This window comes from Hanstruepera sp. CR43, assembly GCF_055227665.1.
In genome coordinates this window covers 1,683,969-1,700,686 of sequence record NZ_CP200078.1, presented here as the reverse complement: position 1 = coordinate 1,700,686, position 16,718 = coordinate 1,683,969, and the positions used below count along the sequence as shown (strand labels likewise).

Below are 16,718 nucleotides of genomic sequence, written 5' to 3'. Positions count from 1 at the left end.
ATTAAACAACTTAATCCACATTTCTCCTGATTATTTTATTGAAAAATTTTCCAATTCGGTTTTTAAAATTTTAAAAGCACTGTAAATTCTATATTCAACCACTTTTTGAGTTACTCCTAACATATCGGCAATCTCACTATGTTTTTTTCCTTCAACTTTATTTAATAAAAAAGCAACACGTTGTTCTTCTGTTAAACTTTCCAGTACCATTTTATAGCGTTCTAAATATTGCTCTTTTTCCAATAGAAATTCAGGCGTTTCATGCGTGGTATTATCGGGTTGTATTTTTTGGTATTTTAAAACGACTTTTTGATGCTTTACTTCATTCAGCATTAAATTGTTGGCTACCGTAAATAAGAATGATTTGGCTTTGCTAAAGCTTACCTTTTTACAGTTGTCCCAGAGCTTTATAAAGGCATCTTGAGCTTTGTCTGCAGGATTTAGGTCAGAACCATATTTGTAGAACAAAAAATCGTTTAAGTCTTTGGAATATTTATTATAAATCTGCTCAAAAACCGTGTCGCTACATATATTTTCGTGAAGTTCTTTAGGCATGGATTGTTTTGATTGCTCATAAAAGTATTGAAATTTTTTAATTTTTTTTCAGGAGTTTTTAAAAGAAGGTTGTTTTATGTTCAAATAGCAGATTTATAAAATGAACTTAAAATCGTATTTCATATTAGTTTTATCAGTGCTGATTTTATTCACGAGCTGTAGAAAAGAAGAATTGGAGCGCATAGAATCTCCTCCAGAAAATACTTTGGTACCCAATTCAAATGTGGCCAGTCTTATGAAACTTACGGCATTAAACGATGGTTCCAACGACAATATTTTAGATTATGCCAATTGTTTCAATGTTCAGTTTCCAGTAACCGTCACTGCTAATGGCCAGGAAGTAGTTATAAACAATGACAGTGACCTGAATATTGTTGAAATCATTTTTGAGGAATCGGATACGGATGTGGATACCATTTTCTTTTCGTATCCCATAACTATTATTTTATCAGATTTTACCGAAGTCATTATTAATGATTACTTGGAATTATCAAATTATGCCTCCAATTGTAATGGCGAGAATATTATTGATGATGATATTGAATGTCTTGATTTTGTATACCCAATTGGCGCATCGATTTTTAATACCAATAACGAACTAATTAACACTGTTTCCCTTCAAAATGATTACGAGCTGTATGCCTTTATCAACAATATCGATAGTAATGATATTGTGGCAATTGCTTTTCCAATTTCTATGATTCTTTATGATGGAACACAATTAACCATTAATAATTTAATGGAGCTGGAGGCAACGATTACCAACTTTTCCGACAGTTGTGATGAAGATGATGATTATGATTTTAACGATGATGATTGTAATAACTGTACTTCAAACCAATTAGAAGATATTCTTACGGGATGTTCAGATTGGATAGTCGATAAACTTGAAAGAGATGGTGTTGATTTGGATGATGCTTATTATGGCTATGTTTTCAACTTCATGAGCGATGGAACCATTGTATCAGTATATAACTCCAACAATTATTATGGAACCTGGTCAACAGAAGGTTCAGGAAATGAGATAACGGTTATTATAGACATACCCACATTACCATTATGCAATAATAACTGGGGACTTCATGAAATACAAGACTCAAGTGGTGAAACTAAAGTAGATCTTCGTGTTGGAGATGACGATAGGCTACGGTATGAAAGCACTTGCAATTAACTAAAAACAATTATCAAATAAAGAGCAAAAATTATGAAAAAAGCAATTTTAAACGGAATGATGTTAGGGTTAAGTCTGGCTATGATATTAACATCGTGTTCATCGGATGATGATAATTCCTCAAATAATACAGGCGCAGTAATTCAGCAAATAGAAAACCAGGCTGAATCTGGAACTTGGCGTATTACTAGTTTTGTGGATTCCGGTCAAGACGAAACCAACAATTTTACGGGTTACAATTTCACCTTTGGGACAAATGGAACAATTACGGCAACCAATGGCAATAATACCGAATCTGGGTCTTGGTCAGTAACCGATAGCAACAGTAACGATGATAGTAGCGATGACATTGATTTCAACATCCTTTTCAATGTACCGGATACAAATGATTTTGAAGACCTTAACGACGACTGGGACATTGTTTCTCATTCAGCCGATAGAATTCAATTACGTGATGTAAGTGGTGGAAATGGCGGTATTGATACTTTGACATTCGAACGTAACTAGACAAAAAACACAGCCTACTTTATTGCTCCCAAATTATATTGATTAATAGCTGACTGCTCCAATTTGGAAGATAGTTGGGGCAGTTTTTAAAAACAATATTCATGCGTAATTGGAGCATTTTAATATTATTACTCATTCTTATTGGGATTCTAGGATATAACTATGTGTATCAAGATCATAGAGATATTCAGTCTGAAGCATCGGCCTTTTCAGTAACATCCAAGAATATTTTAGAGGAATTTCAAATTAATTCAGAAGATTCCGAATCCAAATATTTAGATCAGACGATTACAATATCTGGCACCACAACTCAAGTAGAGAGTCATGCAATAGTATTGGATAATTCGGTGTTTTGCCAATTTCAAGATAAAATAGACCCCATACTACAGAACTCAAAAAACATAACAATAAAAGGACGGTTTTTGGGCTATGATGATTTATTGGAAGAAATCAAATTAGACCAATGCCATATTATTAATTAATTAAAACCAAAAATTATGAAGACAAGATTACTTATGCTTGCCATTGTATTAACAATTGGATTGCAAGCTCAAACAACCCATGATCTTATTTGGGAACGAAACTTTACCAGTCCAGAAGCTGATTTGACCATTGATGTGGGCGATACTGTGAGATGGACATGGACTGATGATGTGCCACACACGGTTGAAAATAACACCGGTAGCACAGAAACCTTTAATAGTGGTATACTCACAGGTTTGGGACAGACATATTCATACACATTTACAGTAGAAGGTGTTAACCCTTATTTCTGTGGAATTCATGGTGCAGGAAGCATGTCTGGTGTTATTACCGTTCAGCAAGGTTTAAGTGTTGATGAATTTAACAGTGCATCTGTTAGGTTAACTCCGAATCCAGTAAATACCAATTTAACGATTGGTTTGCCAAACGGATTTACTAATGGCCAATTGAAGATAGTTGATTTAACAGGCAAAATGGTTTTTAATAGAACCCTCGCAAATTCAAATCAAGAATTAGATATTGATGTTTCTGGAATAGGATCCGGTATGTATTTAATCCGTTTGGAATTTGAAGAAAATACCATTACAAAAAGATTAATCATTCAATAGTGATGAATTGCGTGTCAAATTTCATTTTCAATCAGGTTATGAAAACGTTATGGTTCCTAATATGTGTTTTTTCTATAAGTGTTTCCTGGGCTCAAGAAGATTTGCTTGATGAAATTGATTCTGATTCTGTGATTAGCTCTTATACAACAGCAGCTTTCAAAGGATTAAAAATCGTCAATTTTGAGTCAACCAAATTGGTGGCCAAAAAGGAGTTTACGCTGGTAGTAGCACATAGATTCGGAAGTATTGAAAATGGGTTTGACACGTTTTTTGGTTTAGATGATGCCGTTACGCGACTAAATTTTATATATGGAATATCAGATGGGTTTAACATAGGTATTTCAAGAAGTTCCTATCAAAAAATTTACGAAGGCTCTCTCAAGTATCGCATTTTAAGGCAAGAAAATAATGGTTTTCCATTTACTGTAGTTGGCTTTAATTCCATTTTAATCAATACGGCTTTGGATGAGGACAATTTGCCAAAATTGGAGTTCAAACATCGTTTGGGATATACCGCTCAAATATTGGTTTCAAGAAAAATGAGTGAAAAGTTGTCATTAGAAATCGCGCCAACGTTTTTTCATGATAACTATGTCATGATTAACGATCAAGATAATTCGCAGTTTGCACTAGGTTTTGGAGGACGTTATAAGTTAGGTAAGCGCTGGTCTTTAAATGCTGATTATGGATGGCATTTAAATAGAGCTTCCAATTCACCATTTAGAAATCCACTGTCCATTGGGATTGATTTGGAAACAGGCGGACACGTTTTTCAAATGCATTTTACCAATGCACAGCCTATGAACACTAATACCTTTTTAGGTCAGTCTACTGGTGATTGGAGTGAAGGCGATATTTATTTTGGATTTAATTTAAGTCGTGTTTTTTAATCAAATAGTATGAAACCAAACAGTATAATTTTCACTTTGAGCATATTGATAGTTTTTGGCTGCACATCCGTCAGTGAGGAAGACCTCATAGAGCAAACGGTTTTGCCTGATGACATGGTAACTTATGTAGGCCATGTAAAATCGATTATTGATAATAATTGTATTAGCTGTCATTCAAATCCTCCAGAAAATGGAGCGCCAATGGCGCTCATTACTTACGAAAATGTCAGAGATGCTGTTGAGAATAGAGGATTGATAGATAGAATATCATCCGATAATTTAGGATTTTTAATGCCATTTGGAGGCCCCAGATTACCCCAAAATTTAATCGATACGGTTATATTATGGGAGGCCGAAGGTCTTCAGGAAGAATAACAAAAAGAGAACTATGAAAAAAATTGTATGTATTATGTTCTTGGGGTTTGCATTACTTGCACAGGCTCAAAGCAAGTATATGACCAAAACAGGAAATGTAACTTTTGAAGCTTCCGTGCCTTCATTTGAGGAGGTCAAAGCTACCAATGCGTCAACAACCGCCATCTTGAACTCGGAAAACGGTGAGTTTGCTGCGTTGATATTAGTAAAGGGATTTCGGTTTAAAAACGCTTTGATGGAAGAGCATTTTAATGAAAATTATGCCGAGTCCAATACCTATCCGAAAGCGACATTTAAAGGCACATTTAAAAACTTTTCGAGTGATAAATTATCAGGCACTTACACTATTGATGGAACCTTAACATTTCACGGCGTATCTAAATCTTTAAAGGGTATTAAAGTAACCCTATCGGAAATAGATAATACTTTGAAACTTACGGGAAACTTTAACGTATTAGCATCTGATTTTAAAATTGAAATCCCAAAAATAGTCAGTAATAAACTATCTAATGAAGTTGCAGTAACTTTTGAGTTTGAATTGTTAGAGAAGTGATTAGGTACTATTAGTTTGCCTTTTCTAAAATCATTTTCTTGATTAAAGATACTTGCCCCAAATGGTAATAACTATGCTCAATTAAGGCTTCAATATTTCTACGATATGTGCCATATTTTGGGTCAACAAATGAACTATCCAATTGTTCTTCGTTCATTTTTTCAACATATTGCGCAAATTCTTCGGCATTTTGCCACATAGTTTCCAATAAGGTGTTCCATTGTTCTTCTGAAGTTATTTCGGGCATATCAAAACTGTATTTATCCCGAATCTCAAGATTTCCACCTTTAAAAACATTCAAAACACCCGCTATGTAATAGTTGATATGAAAAGCCAAAAGGGCTATGGTATTTAATGAGCTTACTTTTGTTATAGCTTGTTGCCATGTGACATTGGATAGTTGATCTTGGTAGTTGGTATTAGCTATCCAAGTGCCATTGAGGAGAACCTCTCTAAAACGATTAGCAATTTCGTTGGGTTTTTCCATTGGTTTTAAAAAAAATTGATTTAAATGATTAAGATAGAGAAAGTTAATTTATTATAGTCTTAAGCATGCAATAAATCATACGGATAATAATCTACATCTTTCAAGCCTTCATCATCCAAATTAAAAAGCTTAACCAAAGCTGCCGTTTCAAAACTCCAATAACCAGCATAAGCCAATTTATCTCTTTTATGACTCTCATACCAAGAAGAATCGCTATGTCCTTTGTACCAATATGATTTTAAATACTTTTCAATATCCTTTATGCCTGCATTTTCCTTTGCATCCAATACTGGTTTTAATTTAGCATAGGGAGTAGGCCAGTTAAAGCTTGTCTTGATACTAACATCATTAAAAATGGCATTTAAAATAGTACTGACTACATAATCATCATATTTGTTTTCTATGATTTTCTGTTTTAAAACTTCTAATTTTTCAGCCTCTATTTCTAATATATAGGCTATTGATAACAACCACAATAATTGAACATAATAATTTGAAGTTTCAAAGAATTCCAAATAGGGTAGCATTTCTAATACTATTATACGCAGCTCATTTTCATAAGACCCCATTGAGTATTTAGAACCCAATAAATTTGTATAATACATTATTATCGTTTTGGCAGCTTCTTCTTTAGTTAGTCTTCCTTCTCCTCCTTTATCAAAAGCTTCTTTAAACAATTTTATTCCATTTACCTGTTTTTTAGAATGGTTTTGAAAATAGCTTAAATCTTTTCTGTTATCTCGCATACAAAATATTCTAATTTGGAATTAGTTTTTTAGGATTTATTCCTGTTTCCGCTTATCAATCAATAAAATAGGTTTTCGACTCATAACAGGAAACTGTAATTTTTGTATGGTTTCTTTATCATGAAATTCAATGGTAGGAGAAACCCGTAACTTGGCCCGAAAGTGGTCCTTGATATTGGATAGTAACTTATCATTTGGGTTTTTGGAGGCTATTTTTATGCAAATTTCATCAGTGCCAATAGCGTTTTTAGATATTTCAATAACATAGCCTTGAACTTCGGTAAAGTCATTTAGAATATTATCCATGGCAGGTGGATATAAGGTTGTACCCTTATATTTTATCATTTGTTTTTTACGACCAACCACAGGGCCCAAGCGCATGGTGTTTCGGCCACAAGAACAGGCTTCGGTGTGTGCTGTTACCATGTCGCCTGTTTTAAAGCGTAACAGCGGCATACCTTCCACGCCCAAAGTAGTGATGGTCAATTCACCTATTTCGCCATCAGCAACGGGATTATTATCATCATCTAAAATTTCCGCTATGATAAGTTCTGGATGATGGTGACCACCACGTTGCGCTTCACATTCATTAAAGGCGGTATTCATTTCAGTGGAGGCATAGGTTGAATAGAGCTCAATATTCCAGTTATCCGTAATTTTTTGTGCCAATGTGTTTAAGGTGAAATCTTGATTTCGTAAAGGTTCGCCAATGCAGATAGCACCTTTAACACCGGATTGATTGATATCAATATCATGTTGCTTGGCATATTCAATGAGTTTCAACAAAAATGATGGTACGGCAATTAAATAGGTAGGTTTAAATTTCAAAATAGAGTCCCATTGTAATTCCGGAATTCCAGCACCCACGCGAATGATACCAGCGCCTAATTGTCTGGCACCTAAAAAATAGGCAAGACCAGCCATAAAACGCCTATCGATGGTCGTCATTAATTGCATGACATCTGTTTTGGTAACTCCGGAACAGGCAAATGAAATGGCTTCGTTGTATGCCAAACGGCTTAAATCGTTATCAGTAAGGGCGAAAATAACAGGATCGCCTAATGTTCCTGATGTCGTTACATAATCAATGATATCTTCTTTGGGCACACACAAAAAATCATCATTATGTTGTTGTAAATCATCTTTTGTTGTAACAGGAATCTGGTTTAAATCTTCCAGTTTCTTAATTTCAGAAATATCTATGTTGTGAGCTTTAAAAACACCTTGATAATACGTGGAATTCTTATTCAAATAGGCCAATAAATCTTGTAACTTACTTTCTTGAAAGCTTTTTATAGTTTCTTTAGACGCTAGTTCTATTTCTGGAATCATTCGTTCAATCGTCTTTTAATTTTTTTAATATATAAATCAATTTGTTCCCTATCTGGAACCGTAGTTATTTCTTTGGTTTTTGCCATTTCAAAGGCATTTAAAGCAGCTCGATAGTACTTTTTTTCGTAGTTATACTTACCGATAATATAGTACACCTCCCAATAGTCAGGATTGGTTTGTTGAAACTCTTTTAATGTTTCAGGGGTAACGTTTTCTTCATTTTTAATCGCTTTCGAAATCTCGCGACTTAAAATTCGATTTCGCTCATAGTTTTTATAGGCTTCCGTATATAGAAATGGATCGGCTTCAATGGTCAGGACTTCATTGTGAAGCGATTTTCCAGAACTGTTTTTTAGTGCTTCCTGAAAAACTGTATTGAGATCATAAGCCACAAAGGCTCCTAATTGATAAGGATTAGCTGAAACCCACACCAATCTTTCATGCGGTTTAAATACAATACCGTGATGTGCCAAGAGCTGATTTAATGCTTTTTCATTGCCATAACCAATGGATTCGTCATCCAAGCCTTTGGTGTTTCGTAAGATGCCTACGGCCACTTTCGGCGTGAGCTTTGGAGTGTCATTCAATAGCTCCTCCATACGCTCGTAACGATATTGTGAATGGCTTTCAGCTTTATGTTTGATGTTATTTTCGTCGTTGGCATAGGCATTACTTTGAAAATGATTGGAACAAATCAGCTCATTGGAATTGTCTACTTGATAGATTCCAAAGTTTTCAGGTGACACTTCAATAGTTATGGCACGGTTATCTATAGCACTGCCAATTAATATGGATTCGGAAACAAAAACTTGCCTCTTTTTGGCAATTTCAATGGCCTCATCAATTGTTGCCGCATATTGCAGAATCTCACGCGTTAATATTGAAATGGGTGTTTTAGCAGACCAAGGAATATCAGACTTTCCAGCATTGATGGTTACTGTCAATCCTTTTTCGTTCATACCTGAAACAACGCCAATCATTCCTGGCCAGGTAACGGAAATGAATTTATGACCATTGGTGGGCTGCATAAAAGCAATGATTTTGTTTTTGGCAAAGGCATCACCTGCGTAAAAATCAAAATTTCGTCCAATGATCAAATGCCCATCTTCTGTTTTATCTCCCCAGGCAGCAAAAGACGAACAGCCAACCAATGCCAAATCCTGTAGGGCGTGACCTATGTCATGAGCGCTATGTAAATAGAGCATTCTCAAATAATCATCGGCTACATAATCATAATCATCACCAGCATATTTAGAAATGCCCAATATTTCAGCTTTATATTCTTCTGGCACATGTTGGTACATTTTCCGATTATACCAAGCCAAAACTTTCCGGAGTAAATATTGTTTAAACTTTGAGGGGACAATTTCATCAACCTTACTCAAAAATGCGCGTTCCTGTTCTTCAAAAAGTTCCTGACTTACGGCTCCTGATTGCAACCCAATTTGATAAGGGTCTCCAGCAGCAAACAATTCCCATTGACCATATTTATTGCCTGTAATGAAGGCATTTGATGTTTTATAGGTGGAATCGGAAGTCGCTATTCTTTGAGGTTTGGTTTGGTTATAATGACTAACGTCGGGAACGTCTTCCAATGATTTGGAAACACCACAGGAAGTAAGAATACATAGTACAAAAAGACCAACAACATTTTTTTTTAGAGACATGATTCTATTGTTTTGAAACTAGTTTGTTGGTTCTTCTAATAGCCTTTTGATCTTTGTAATCAATCCATTTTTGACCTTTCCATTTTCGCATTTTATTCTCAAAATGCCTCATAAAAAACACATTGTATAACATTCTTAATAGTACTTGTGGCTTTTTTGAAAAAGCACGCAACGTCATGGAAAAACCACCGTTTAAATAGGTGATATAATGCCAATAACCGCTCGGCATATAAAGTGCATCACCATGTTTCATTTCAATTTCCAATCCTTCAAGGTTTTTTAATGCAGGATATTTTTCAAAATCAGGATTGTCTAAATCAATAGCTTCTACATTGTGTACCGCATAGGGAACTTTATATAGATATTTCGTTTGACTAGGCGCAAAAAGTACCACTTTTTTATTGCCATGAAAATGAAAATGCACCAAATCTGCCAAATCCATATCATAATGAGGCAATACTTTGGATCCTTTACTTCCAAAGAACATAACAGGTAATCGCTTAAAAAATTTGAGACCTATGTCTGGATAATCAAAATCTTTAGCCAATACAGGCATATTCTTCATAAGGTCATAAAAGAAGATTCGTAAATCGGTTGGTTTGGACTTAATGAGTTCTAAATAGTCATAGAGCTTCATTTCGGTAGTTGGTTCCGCCGATTTTTGCTTTCCCTTTGTTGGTTCATTATTGTACAATGGGACAATTTGATCACCAGCTAAACTTTGAATATATTCAATATTCCATTTTTTATGAGCAGGCCAATCTTTGGTCAGGCCTTCAATTAAAACCGGTACTTGAGGCTTATAGTAATACTTGATAAAATCTGCTTTTGAGATTTCCTTAATGCGCGTTATGGGCTGTGTTTTAATAGCTGCCATATTACATTATTTTTTCTTCGGTATTGGCTTCTAAAATTTTATCCAATAAATAATCCTTTCCTAAAATTTCAGAACAGGTTATGATAGCACTAATGGTAACACCCAAAATACCATGCATATTAATACTTTGACCAGTAAACATCAAATTGGGGATTCTGGTTTTAGGTGAAATAAACGATTGCATGGGTCTATTAACATCTTTTACGTAGCCATACATCGATCCATTGTTTGACGCAATATAATCTCTATAGGAAAGTGGCGTTGAGGTGTAAACCTCTTGGATACAATCTCTAATGTTTGGAAATTTTTTCTCCAACTCTGCAATGAGCTTTTCGGCTTTTTCAGCTTTAAAATCTTTATAGGTTTGACCACGGTCATTTTTATTGGCAGCAGTGTTAAAGGTATCAATCCAAGGCGCCATTTCATCATATCGCATATAAGTCATGACGGTTATATTGTCTCCAAATTCATCCATATCTTTTTTAATACCCATAGACATCATATAACCTTCGGGCCAAGACTCTTCAGTATAATCTTGTGCATCCCAAATACGATCCGGATACTTAAAATGATAAAAATTTCTATTTTGATATTTGAAAGAATTAGGCTTTAAAACTAAATATAAACTAAAGGCTGCAATAGTGCTCTCAATTTGATTAACCCGATTGGTATAGGATTTTTTGAATTTATCTTCACCAACATATTTCAGGGTTAATTTTGGTTCAATATTGGAAATGAACATATCAGCAAAAATTTCTTTTCCATTGGCGCATAAGGCAGAAGTTAGTTTTTTGCTTTCTTCATCAAATCCAAATTTAATAACCTCGTGGCGTTTATAGGTTTCACCACCATGCTCCTTGAGTTTTTTAATGAGCTGTTTGGTAATTTGACTACCTCCATTAATACAGCGGTAAGCACTTTCAATATAAGAGTTAACTGATAACGCATGGACATAAAAAGGAGTTCGTTCACTATCACCAGCATACAAATAATTTGAGCCTGCCAGAACACCGCGGAGTTTAACATTATCAGTTAGTGAATCAATATAGGCTTTGGCGGGTAATTGAAAAATTTCGGTATCGTCATAATAAGGCTTACCTTTTTTAAGCGAGTAAAGAGGGAATTTATTACAAGTCTCTCTTAATTTCTTGCAATAAGTTTTAATAGCTTCAGCCTCATCAGGGAATTCTTCAATTAAAACACGTTCAAAATTATCATAACCCTGTGCATGTCTATATTCCTTGTTGTCACCTTCAAAGGTAATTATGTCAAATCCGTTTTCATCAAGCTTTTTTAGGTTTAACCCGTCAAGGATACCTAAATATTTAAAATACTGATGCAGGTTTTGACCTTCGCTTAAACCACCAATATAGTGAACACCTGTGTCAAATATGGTTTTGTCTCTTGCAAAGGTCTGGAGATTACCACCAAACTGTTGATTTTTCTCAAGCACACAAACACTGTAACCTTCCTTGGCAAGAATAATGGCAGATACCAATCCTCCCAATCCGCTTCCAATTATTACAACATCGTAATGCGCTTTCATTTAGTGTTTATTTTTTAAAATAGTATAATTAGTGTTTTTAGAAATAATATTGAATGATTTTGATTCTAAAACATTCAAATAATACCTCTGACTTTCATGCAACAAAATAATATTTTCAAAAGTGTCAGTCAACAAGCTATCGAATAAATTTTCAATGTTTTCCGATGTGTTTAAAATTAAGGCATCACCAATATTTGATGATAATTCCGCTACTGTTTGGGCTATCGTTATTTTATAATGCGTATTGCTTATATAACTATTGGCAACAATTTCCCGAACCAGTGAATTTTCAATATACGTCGTTATTTTTCGGTCTGGGCTGTCTAAAGATAACAGAAAATCCAATTGGCCACAATCTTTTGAAAGATGAACAATGTTTGCTTGTTTATCAATAGTATCCATTAGGAGTTTATATTCAGCAGCATGCTCTTTAAGGTCGCGTTTTACATGTTTGTATAACTGATCACCTTTGTATCTAAAATCTTCCAAAACGATTGGATGAAAATAGGTGTCATTTTCTATCTTTTCTCTTAAGGAATTAAATTCTGATCTAAAATATTGACTAATTTGCTTGGTGCGTTCTTTGTAGGTGGTTCCATATCTAGTATCGGAAGTCGATATCCTTTCCAATATTTTAAGCGTGATACTGCCATCTTTAATTATAAAGCTACCTTTAGGGAGCACTTCAGAATTTCCATGTATCAATACCGGAACGATATCTAGGTTGAGTTGTTCGGCCAAGAAAAAAGCACCTTTATGAAATCTCCTAATTTTATTGGTATTGGAACGAGTTCCTTCGGGGAAAGCCATAAGCGAGTAGCCTTGTTCCACTTTTTTCTTTAAATGCTCCAATCCATTTTCAATCCCACTGGAAACAGGATAAAAGCCTGCCAATTGTACCGCTTTGCCAAAAATGGGCGATTTATAAACCCAATCGTTTACCAAAAATATGATTTTTGGATGTAGCATGCCCATCGCCAATATATCCAAAAAGGATGTGTGGTTAGCAATAATGATACATTGCTTTTCAAAGGTCTCATTGTGACAATTGATAATCTTTTTGTAAACAAAAGGATTTGAATATAAAACGGATTTCATAAATACCGAAATGGTTTTATGAAACCACGCCATTTTAACCTTCTTGCTAATCGGAATTAATGGAATCAGAATAAGGCTCAACATCGATAGTACAAAACCGCCAATACCATAATACCCAAATGATAAACAAGAATGCAATAATAAGCGCAATGAAATTGGACGTTTACTTTTACTACCAATGAATAATTTGAACAATAATGGTTGAATGGTAAATGCCATTAACATTGCGGAAAGAATTCCAATTATGGATACCAATGAAATGGTATATAATGCAGGATGTTTAGCAAAAATCAAAACACCAACACCTAAAATGGTTGTAATTACCGATAAAATTATGGAAGTTTTATTGGTTGCAATAACCTGTTCACCCGTTTGATAAGTTTTTAGCAAACCATTGGTAATGAAAATACTATAATCTATTCCTAAACCAAAAATAAACGTAGAGATGATGATATTGAAAATGTTAAACTCAATTCCAACAAGCCCCATAATACCAATGGTTAACAACCAAGTTAGCGCAATGGGAATACTGGTTACCAATGTTAGTGAGAGGCTTCTGTAAAATAGGAATAAAATGAGAAGAACTACAATTAAGGAATAGCCTACCAAGCTGTTAAAATCATTTTTCAGGTTACCCAAAAAGGTTTCGTTCATTTGTTTACGGTCAATAACCAAAGTTTGATTGGTTTCTTTAAAGGTATTGACCAAATTTTGCGTTTTTTCATTTTGTAATTTAACAAGGGAGGTAACGGTGGTAAAATTGTTTTCGGTATTAATGTAGTCATCAATATTAATCACATCCAGTGCCGAAAAATCGGAAACAGTAAGCGGACTGAATTCAGAATTCAAATGCTCATAAAAAGTATGAAATGTTGATGGTTTGAAACCCAAGATATGACCACTCTCAATGAGATTGTTTTGTAGAGATTCTTTACGTTGGTCGGTCCAGAAATCATTCCAAACCTTTAGATGTTTGGCTTGTTCTGTTTCTGATTGTATAATGGCGCCAATAGAGCTAAAGTCAACAATATCATGATGAGACTTTAAGGTGGTTAATTTGGTGTATATACTATCATTAATCTGAATAGCCTCTTGTTCATTTTCAGAATATGCCGCCAAATAAACCGATTTAGAAGCGATATTGGTTAAAGCATCCAACCTTTTTTGGGCCTCCATCATTTCAGGTGGCTCATAATTAAGTTTCGACAAATCATTGTTGAAATCAACTTTATTATAGGTAAAGAAACTAATACAGAAGAATATCACCAAAGTTATAATAAGCCATTGCTTTTTATGTAAATCAATATGGGCTATTTTGTCTATAACTGTTTTTTTGTTGGAAAGACTACCATTAGATTTATAAACTTGTGGAATAAAAACAAGGGCGAACGATGATGCACCAAGAACGCTAATAGCAGCGAAAATGCCCAAATCCTGTAGAGCTTGAGAATTTAAGAATAATAAACATAAAAAAGCTAGAGCAGTTGTCAAACTGCTCATTAATACAGGCTTGGTGATTTCTTCGTAAAGTGTTTTAATGTTATTGTTATTTCTAATGTGGGTTAGTACATGCAGAGAATAATCCAAGGTCACTCCCAATAAAACGGAACCAATGCCAAGTGAAATTGCAGAGATTTTGGTGCGAATGATAAATAATAGGGCTACAGCCAATAAACCACCAAAAACAGTAGGTATAAACAAAATTAATGGCAGCGTAATTTTTCTGTAGAAAACAATGAGAATCAATAAGAGGATGCTCATGGCTATTGAAACGGTTAGTTGGATATCACCTTTAATTTGTTTGGCATTGGCAACAGCAATTAATGCACCACCAAAATATTCACTGGAAACAGTACCATTAAATTCAGAGTTCAATTGATCTTGTAAGAGGTAAAGTTCTTCTGAAAAAAGCGTGTTTTCAGCAGTTTCACTGGACTTATGGGTTGGTGTGATAAATAACAGAATATGCTTTTTGTCCTGGCTTAATAAAAATCCATTATGTAAAGAAAAAGAATTGCCAAAGGTTAGTTGCTGCAATTTTTTTAGTGCCATAACCGATAACCCTAAAGGGTCTTTTAGAATAGTTTCCTTGGTTACAAAGCCTGATGGTGAAATAAGCGTTTTATAATTGTTTCGGGTAATATTATCAATACTGTCTTTGTGAAGTTTGTTTTCAATTTCAGTATAGTCTTGGGTTTCCAGAAACAAGGGTAAATTGTTATAAACAAAGTCTAATGTGTTCAACACAGTTTCATCTTCAACCTTACCCTGAATTTTGGTATAGTAATTACTGTTGTTCTTTGATAGACTATCAATAAACTGTGAAGCGTATCCGGTTAAATCATCAACGGAACCTGAACCTTCACGTTTGATGTTTACAATAATTTTATCGGCAAAATTGACAGTTTTTAAAACGCGTTGGGCATCCGAGTTTTCTTTGGTTGTAGGTATTAATTTGGTAATGTCTTCTTCAAAGCTTATTTGGGAAGCTAACCATCCTAATAGGGAAATTGTAGCCAAAAAAACAGCAATACCAATAATCTTTTTGGATTGAATGGATTGGTATATGCTATAAAAAAAATCACCCATTTTTTAAAACAACATGCTTTCTGTCAAAAATTAAGAAAAATATATAACCACATAGTCCCAAAACGGTTGCACAAACCACAGCCAAGGAGAAACTTCCAATAATATAGGCTTTTAAATGATTAAGCACATCAAAATTATCAACGAGTTCTTGTTTTGAATAACCATAATCAACATTCAGAATATATTGACCAAACTCAAAACTTGCATATAAAATAAAGGGAATAAAAGGTGGTAAACTGACATTGGAGAAGGCAAATGCAATGGCTTTATTCAATCTTAAGAAAATAGCCAAAAAAATGACTATAACCGTGTGAAATCCCCAAAAAGGAGATAAACCTATAAAAACACCCAATGCTATGGAGAGTGCCTTTTTCTTGGCTGAATCGCCGCTTCCCAAAAAATCTTCAAAGAAAAAGCGTTTAATTCCTTTGCGTTTGAATTTTCTATAAAGATCTCGAGGTTTGATATAAAAAAGCATAACGATTACCAACCAGGTATTTAAAATACTGATACGTGTAAAATCCTTAAATGGTCTAAAATGTGATACCCGTTCGTTTTCATCATACAGCACTTGAATGGGGATGTTTTGCACAGTAACGCCACGCCAAGCTGCTTTAACAATCACTTCAATTTCAAATTCAAATTTTGAGGTATAAAAAGTTATATTTTTTAAAACGTTAAGAGGATACAACCTAAAACCCGATTGCGTATCATCTAGCTTGATGCCAGTTTCAAACCAAAACCAAAAGTTGGAAAATTTGTTTCCAAAACTGCTTTTGCCTGGGACGCCCTCTTGTTCCATATTGCGGGAGCCTATCAGTAAAAGCGCCTCGTCTTCTGAAGTTTCTATAGCATTGACAAAATTTGGAATATCTGACGGAAAATGCTGACCATCTGAATCTATTGTGATGACATATTCGTAGCCCAGTTTTTGGGCTTTTTTAAAGCCTCCCCTTAAAGCCTTTCCTTTTCCTTGATTTTCGGAAAAATGAATTTGAGTTATATTTTGATAGGGCTGGAGTATTTGCGCTGTAGAATCAGTTGCACCATCGTTGACTACAATAACCTGATTGGTAATTTCCAATACACCATCAAGGACACGTTTTAAGGTGCGCTCGTTATTGTATGTGGGAATAAGCACACATACCTTTAAATCAATAATTTTTTGTTGAATGAGGGTATTTTGCACGCAATAGCAAGCATTTCAAATTATAAAATCAAAATTAAAGCTTTT

At 34.5% G+C, this 16,718-nt stretch carries 16 protein-coding genes; 7 read left to right on the top strand and 9 right to left on the bottom strand.

Annotated features, from left to right (window positions below):
* Nucleotides 1–30 precede the first annotated feature (30 nt).
* Nucleotides 31–555 (bottom strand): RNA polymerase sigma factor, encoded by a 525-nt coding sequence (locus ACKXGU_RS07795; protein WP_463464785.1) that lies wholly within the window; start codon nucleotides 553–555, stop codon nucleotides 31–33.
* Nucleotides 556–655: 100 nt separating this feature from the next.
* Between ACKXGU_RS07795 and ACKXGU_RS07790 the strand changes: the two genes are divergently transcribed.
* The 7 genes from ACKXGU_RS07790 (at nucleotide 656) to ACKXGU_RS07760 (ending at nucleotide 5,142) form a co-directional block, all read left to right on the top strand.
* Nucleotides 656–1,726 (top strand): hypothetical protein, encoded by a 1,071-nt coding sequence (locus tag ACKXGU_RS07790; RefSeq protein WP_463464784.1) that lies wholly within the window; start codon nucleotides 656–658, stop codon nucleotides 1,724–1,726.
* 33 nt (nucleotides 1,727–1,759) lie between these two features.
* Nucleotides 1,760–2,233: a hypothetical protein gene (locus tag ACKXGU_RS07785; RefSeq protein WP_463464783.1), complete on the top strand. Its 474-nt coding sequence runs from the start codon at nucleotides 1,760–1,762 to the stop codon at nucleotides 2,231–2,233.
* Between the two features lie 101 nt (nucleotides 2,234–2,334).
* Nucleotides 2,335–2,715: an OB-fold protein gene (locus tag ACKXGU_RS07780; protein WP_463464782.1), complete on the top strand. Its 381-nt coding sequence runs from the start codon at nucleotides 2,335–2,337 to the stop codon at nucleotides 2,713–2,715.
* A gap of 15 nt (nucleotides 2,716–2,730) precedes the next feature.
* The gene (locus ACKXGU_RS07775; RefSeq protein ID WP_463464781.1) at nucleotides 2,731–3,324 is read left to right on the top strand and encodes a T9SS type A sorting domain-containing protein; all 594 of its coding nucleotides are present in this window, start codon (nucleotides 2,731–2,733) and stop codon (nucleotides 3,322–3,324) included.
* A 38-nt stretch (nucleotides 3,325–3,362) separates the two neighbouring features.
* Nucleotides 3,363–4,214 (top strand): DUF5777 family beta-barrel protein, encoded by an 852-nt coding sequence (locus tag ACKXGU_RS07770; protein ID WP_463464780.1) that lies wholly within the window; start codon nucleotides 3,363–3,365, stop codon nucleotides 4,212–4,214.
* A gap of 9 nt (nucleotides 4,215–4,223) precedes the next feature.
* Nucleotides 4,224–4,589: a hypothetical protein gene (locus ACKXGU_RS07765; RefSeq protein WP_463464779.1), complete on the top strand. Its 366-nt coding sequence runs from the start codon at nucleotides 4,224–4,226 to the stop codon at nucleotides 4,587–4,589.
* 13 nt (nucleotides 4,590–4,602) lie between these two features.
* Nucleotides 4,603–5,142, top strand: a complete 540-nt coding sequence (locus ACKXGU_RS07760; RefSeq protein WP_463464778.1) for a YceI family protein — start codon at nucleotides 4,603–4,605, stop codon at nucleotides 5,140–5,142.
* 10 nt (nucleotides 5,143–5,152) lie between these two features.
* Here ACKXGU_RS07760 and ACKXGU_RS07755 read toward each other — a convergent pair whose 3' ends face one another.
* The 8 genes from ACKXGU_RS07755 to ACKXGU_RS07720 are packed head-to-tail and all read right to left on the bottom strand — an operon-like array spanning nucleotide 5,153 to nucleotide 16,673.
* The gene (locus ACKXGU_RS07755) at nucleotides 5,153–5,629 is read right to left on the bottom strand and encodes a DinB family protein (protein WP_463464777.1); all 477 of its coding nucleotides are present in this window, start codon (nucleotides 5,627–5,629) and stop codon (nucleotides 5,153–5,155) included.
* Between the two features lie 59 nt (nucleotides 5,630–5,688).
* Entirely contained in the window at nucleotides 5,689–6,375 is a 687-nt protein-coding gene (locus ACKXGU_RS07750) for a PoNe immunity protein domain-containing protein (protein ID WP_463464776.1), read from the bottom strand.
* 36 nt (nucleotides 6,376–6,411) lie between these two features.
* Nucleotides 6,412–7,707: a flexirubin biosynthesis putative acyl-CoA ligase FlxY gene (flxY, locus tag ACKXGU_RS07745; protein ID WP_463464775.1), complete on the bottom strand. Its 1,296-nt coding sequence runs from the start codon at nucleotides 7,705–7,707 to the stop codon at nucleotides 6,412–6,414.
* Nucleotides 7,704–9,374, bottom strand: a complete 1,671-nt coding sequence (locus tag ACKXGU_RS07740) for a C45 family autoproteolytic acyltransferase/hydolase (RefSeq protein WP_463464774.1) — start codon at nucleotides 9,372–9,374, stop codon at nucleotides 7,704–7,706. Before ACKXGU_RS07740 ends, flxY begins: the two co-directional genes overlap by 4 nt.
* Before the next feature lie 4 nt (nucleotides 9,375–9,378).
* A complete protein-coding gene (locus ACKXGU_RS07735) occupies nucleotides 9,379–10,251 on the bottom strand; it encodes a cupin-like domain-containing protein (protein ID WP_463464773.1) in 873 nt (290 codons plus the stop codon).
* Between the two features lies 1 nt (nucleotide 10,252).
* Nucleotides 10,253–11,797 (bottom strand): phytoene desaturase family protein, encoded by a 1,545-nt coding sequence (locus tag ACKXGU_RS07730; protein WP_463464772.1) that lies wholly within the window; start codon nucleotides 11,795–11,797, stop codon nucleotides 10,253–10,255.
* Complete coding sequence (locus ACKXGU_RS07725; protein ID WP_463464771.1) at nucleotides 11,798–15,484, bottom strand: 1-acyl-sn-glycerol-3-phosphate acyltransferase; 3,687 nt, start codon at nucleotides 15,482–15,484, stop codon at nucleotides 11,798–11,800.
* Entirely contained in the window at nucleotides 15,477–16,673 is a 1,197-nt protein-coding gene (locus ACKXGU_RS07720) for a DUF2062 domain-containing protein (protein ID WP_463464770.1), read from the bottom strand. The genes ACKXGU_RS07725 and ACKXGU_RS07720 overlap by 8 nt, the downstream gene beginning before the upstream one ends.
* Between the last annotated feature and the right edge of the window lie 45 nt (nucleotides 16,674–16,718).

Bases quoted from the DNA above. Each gene is read 5' to 3' on its own strand.
- ACKXGU_RS07795 (WP_463464785.1), bottom strand. From the start codon at position 555: ATGCCTAAAGAACTTCACGAAAATATATGTAGCGACACGGTTTTTGAG.
- ACKXGU_RS07790 (WP_463464784.1), top strand. From the start codon at position 656: ATGAACTTAAAATCGTATTTCATATTAGTTTTATCAGTGCTGATTTTA.
- ACKXGU_RS07785 (WP_463464783.1), top strand. From the start codon at position 1,760: ATGAAAAAAGCAATTTTAAACGGAATGATGTTAGGGTTAAGTCTGGCT.
- ACKXGU_RS07780 (WP_463464782.1), top strand. From the start codon at position 2,335: ATGCGTAATTGGAGCATTTTAATATTATTACTCATTCTTATTGGGATT.
- ACKXGU_RS07775 (WP_463464781.1), top strand. From the start codon at position 2,731: ATGAAGACAAGATTACTTATGCTTGCCATTGTATTAACAATTGGATTG.
- ACKXGU_RS07770 (WP_463464780.1), top strand. From the start codon at position 3,363: ATGAAAACGTTATGGTTCCTAATATGTGTTTTTTCTATAAGTGTTTCC.
- ACKXGU_RS07765 (WP_463464779.1), top strand. From the start codon at position 4,224: ATGAAACCAAACAGTATAATTTTCACTTTGAGCATATTGATAGTTTTT.
- ACKXGU_RS07760 (WP_463464778.1), top strand. From the start codon at position 4,603: ATGAAAAAAATTGTATGTATTATGTTCTTGGGGTTTGCATTACTTGCA.
- ACKXGU_RS07755 (WP_463464777.1), bottom strand. From the start codon at position 5,629: ATGGAAAAACCCAACGAAATTGCTAATCGTTTTAGAGAGGTTCTCCTC.
- ACKXGU_RS07750 (WP_463464776.1), bottom strand. From the start codon at position 6,375: ATGCGAGATAACAGAAAAGATTTAAGCTATTTTCAAAACCATTCTAAA.
- flxY (WP_463464775.1), bottom strand. From the start codon at position 7,707: ATGATTCCAGAAATAGAACTAGCGTCTAAAGAAACTATAAAAAGCTTT.
- ACKXGU_RS07740 (WP_463464774.1), bottom strand. From the start codon at position 9,374: ATGTCTCTAAAAAAAAATGTTGTTGGTCTTTTTGTACTATGTATTCTT.
- ACKXGU_RS07735 (WP_463464773.1), bottom strand. From the start codon at position 10,251: ATGGCAGCTATTAAAACACAGCCCATAACGCGCATTAAGGAAATCTCA.
- ACKXGU_RS07730 (WP_463464772.1), bottom strand. From the start codon at position 11,797: ATGAAAGCGCATTACGATGTTGTAATAATTGGAAGCGGATTGGGAGGA.
- ACKXGU_RS07725 (WP_463464771.1), bottom strand. From the start codon at position 15,484: ATGGGTGATTTTTTTTATAGCATATACCAATCCATTCAATCCAAAAAG.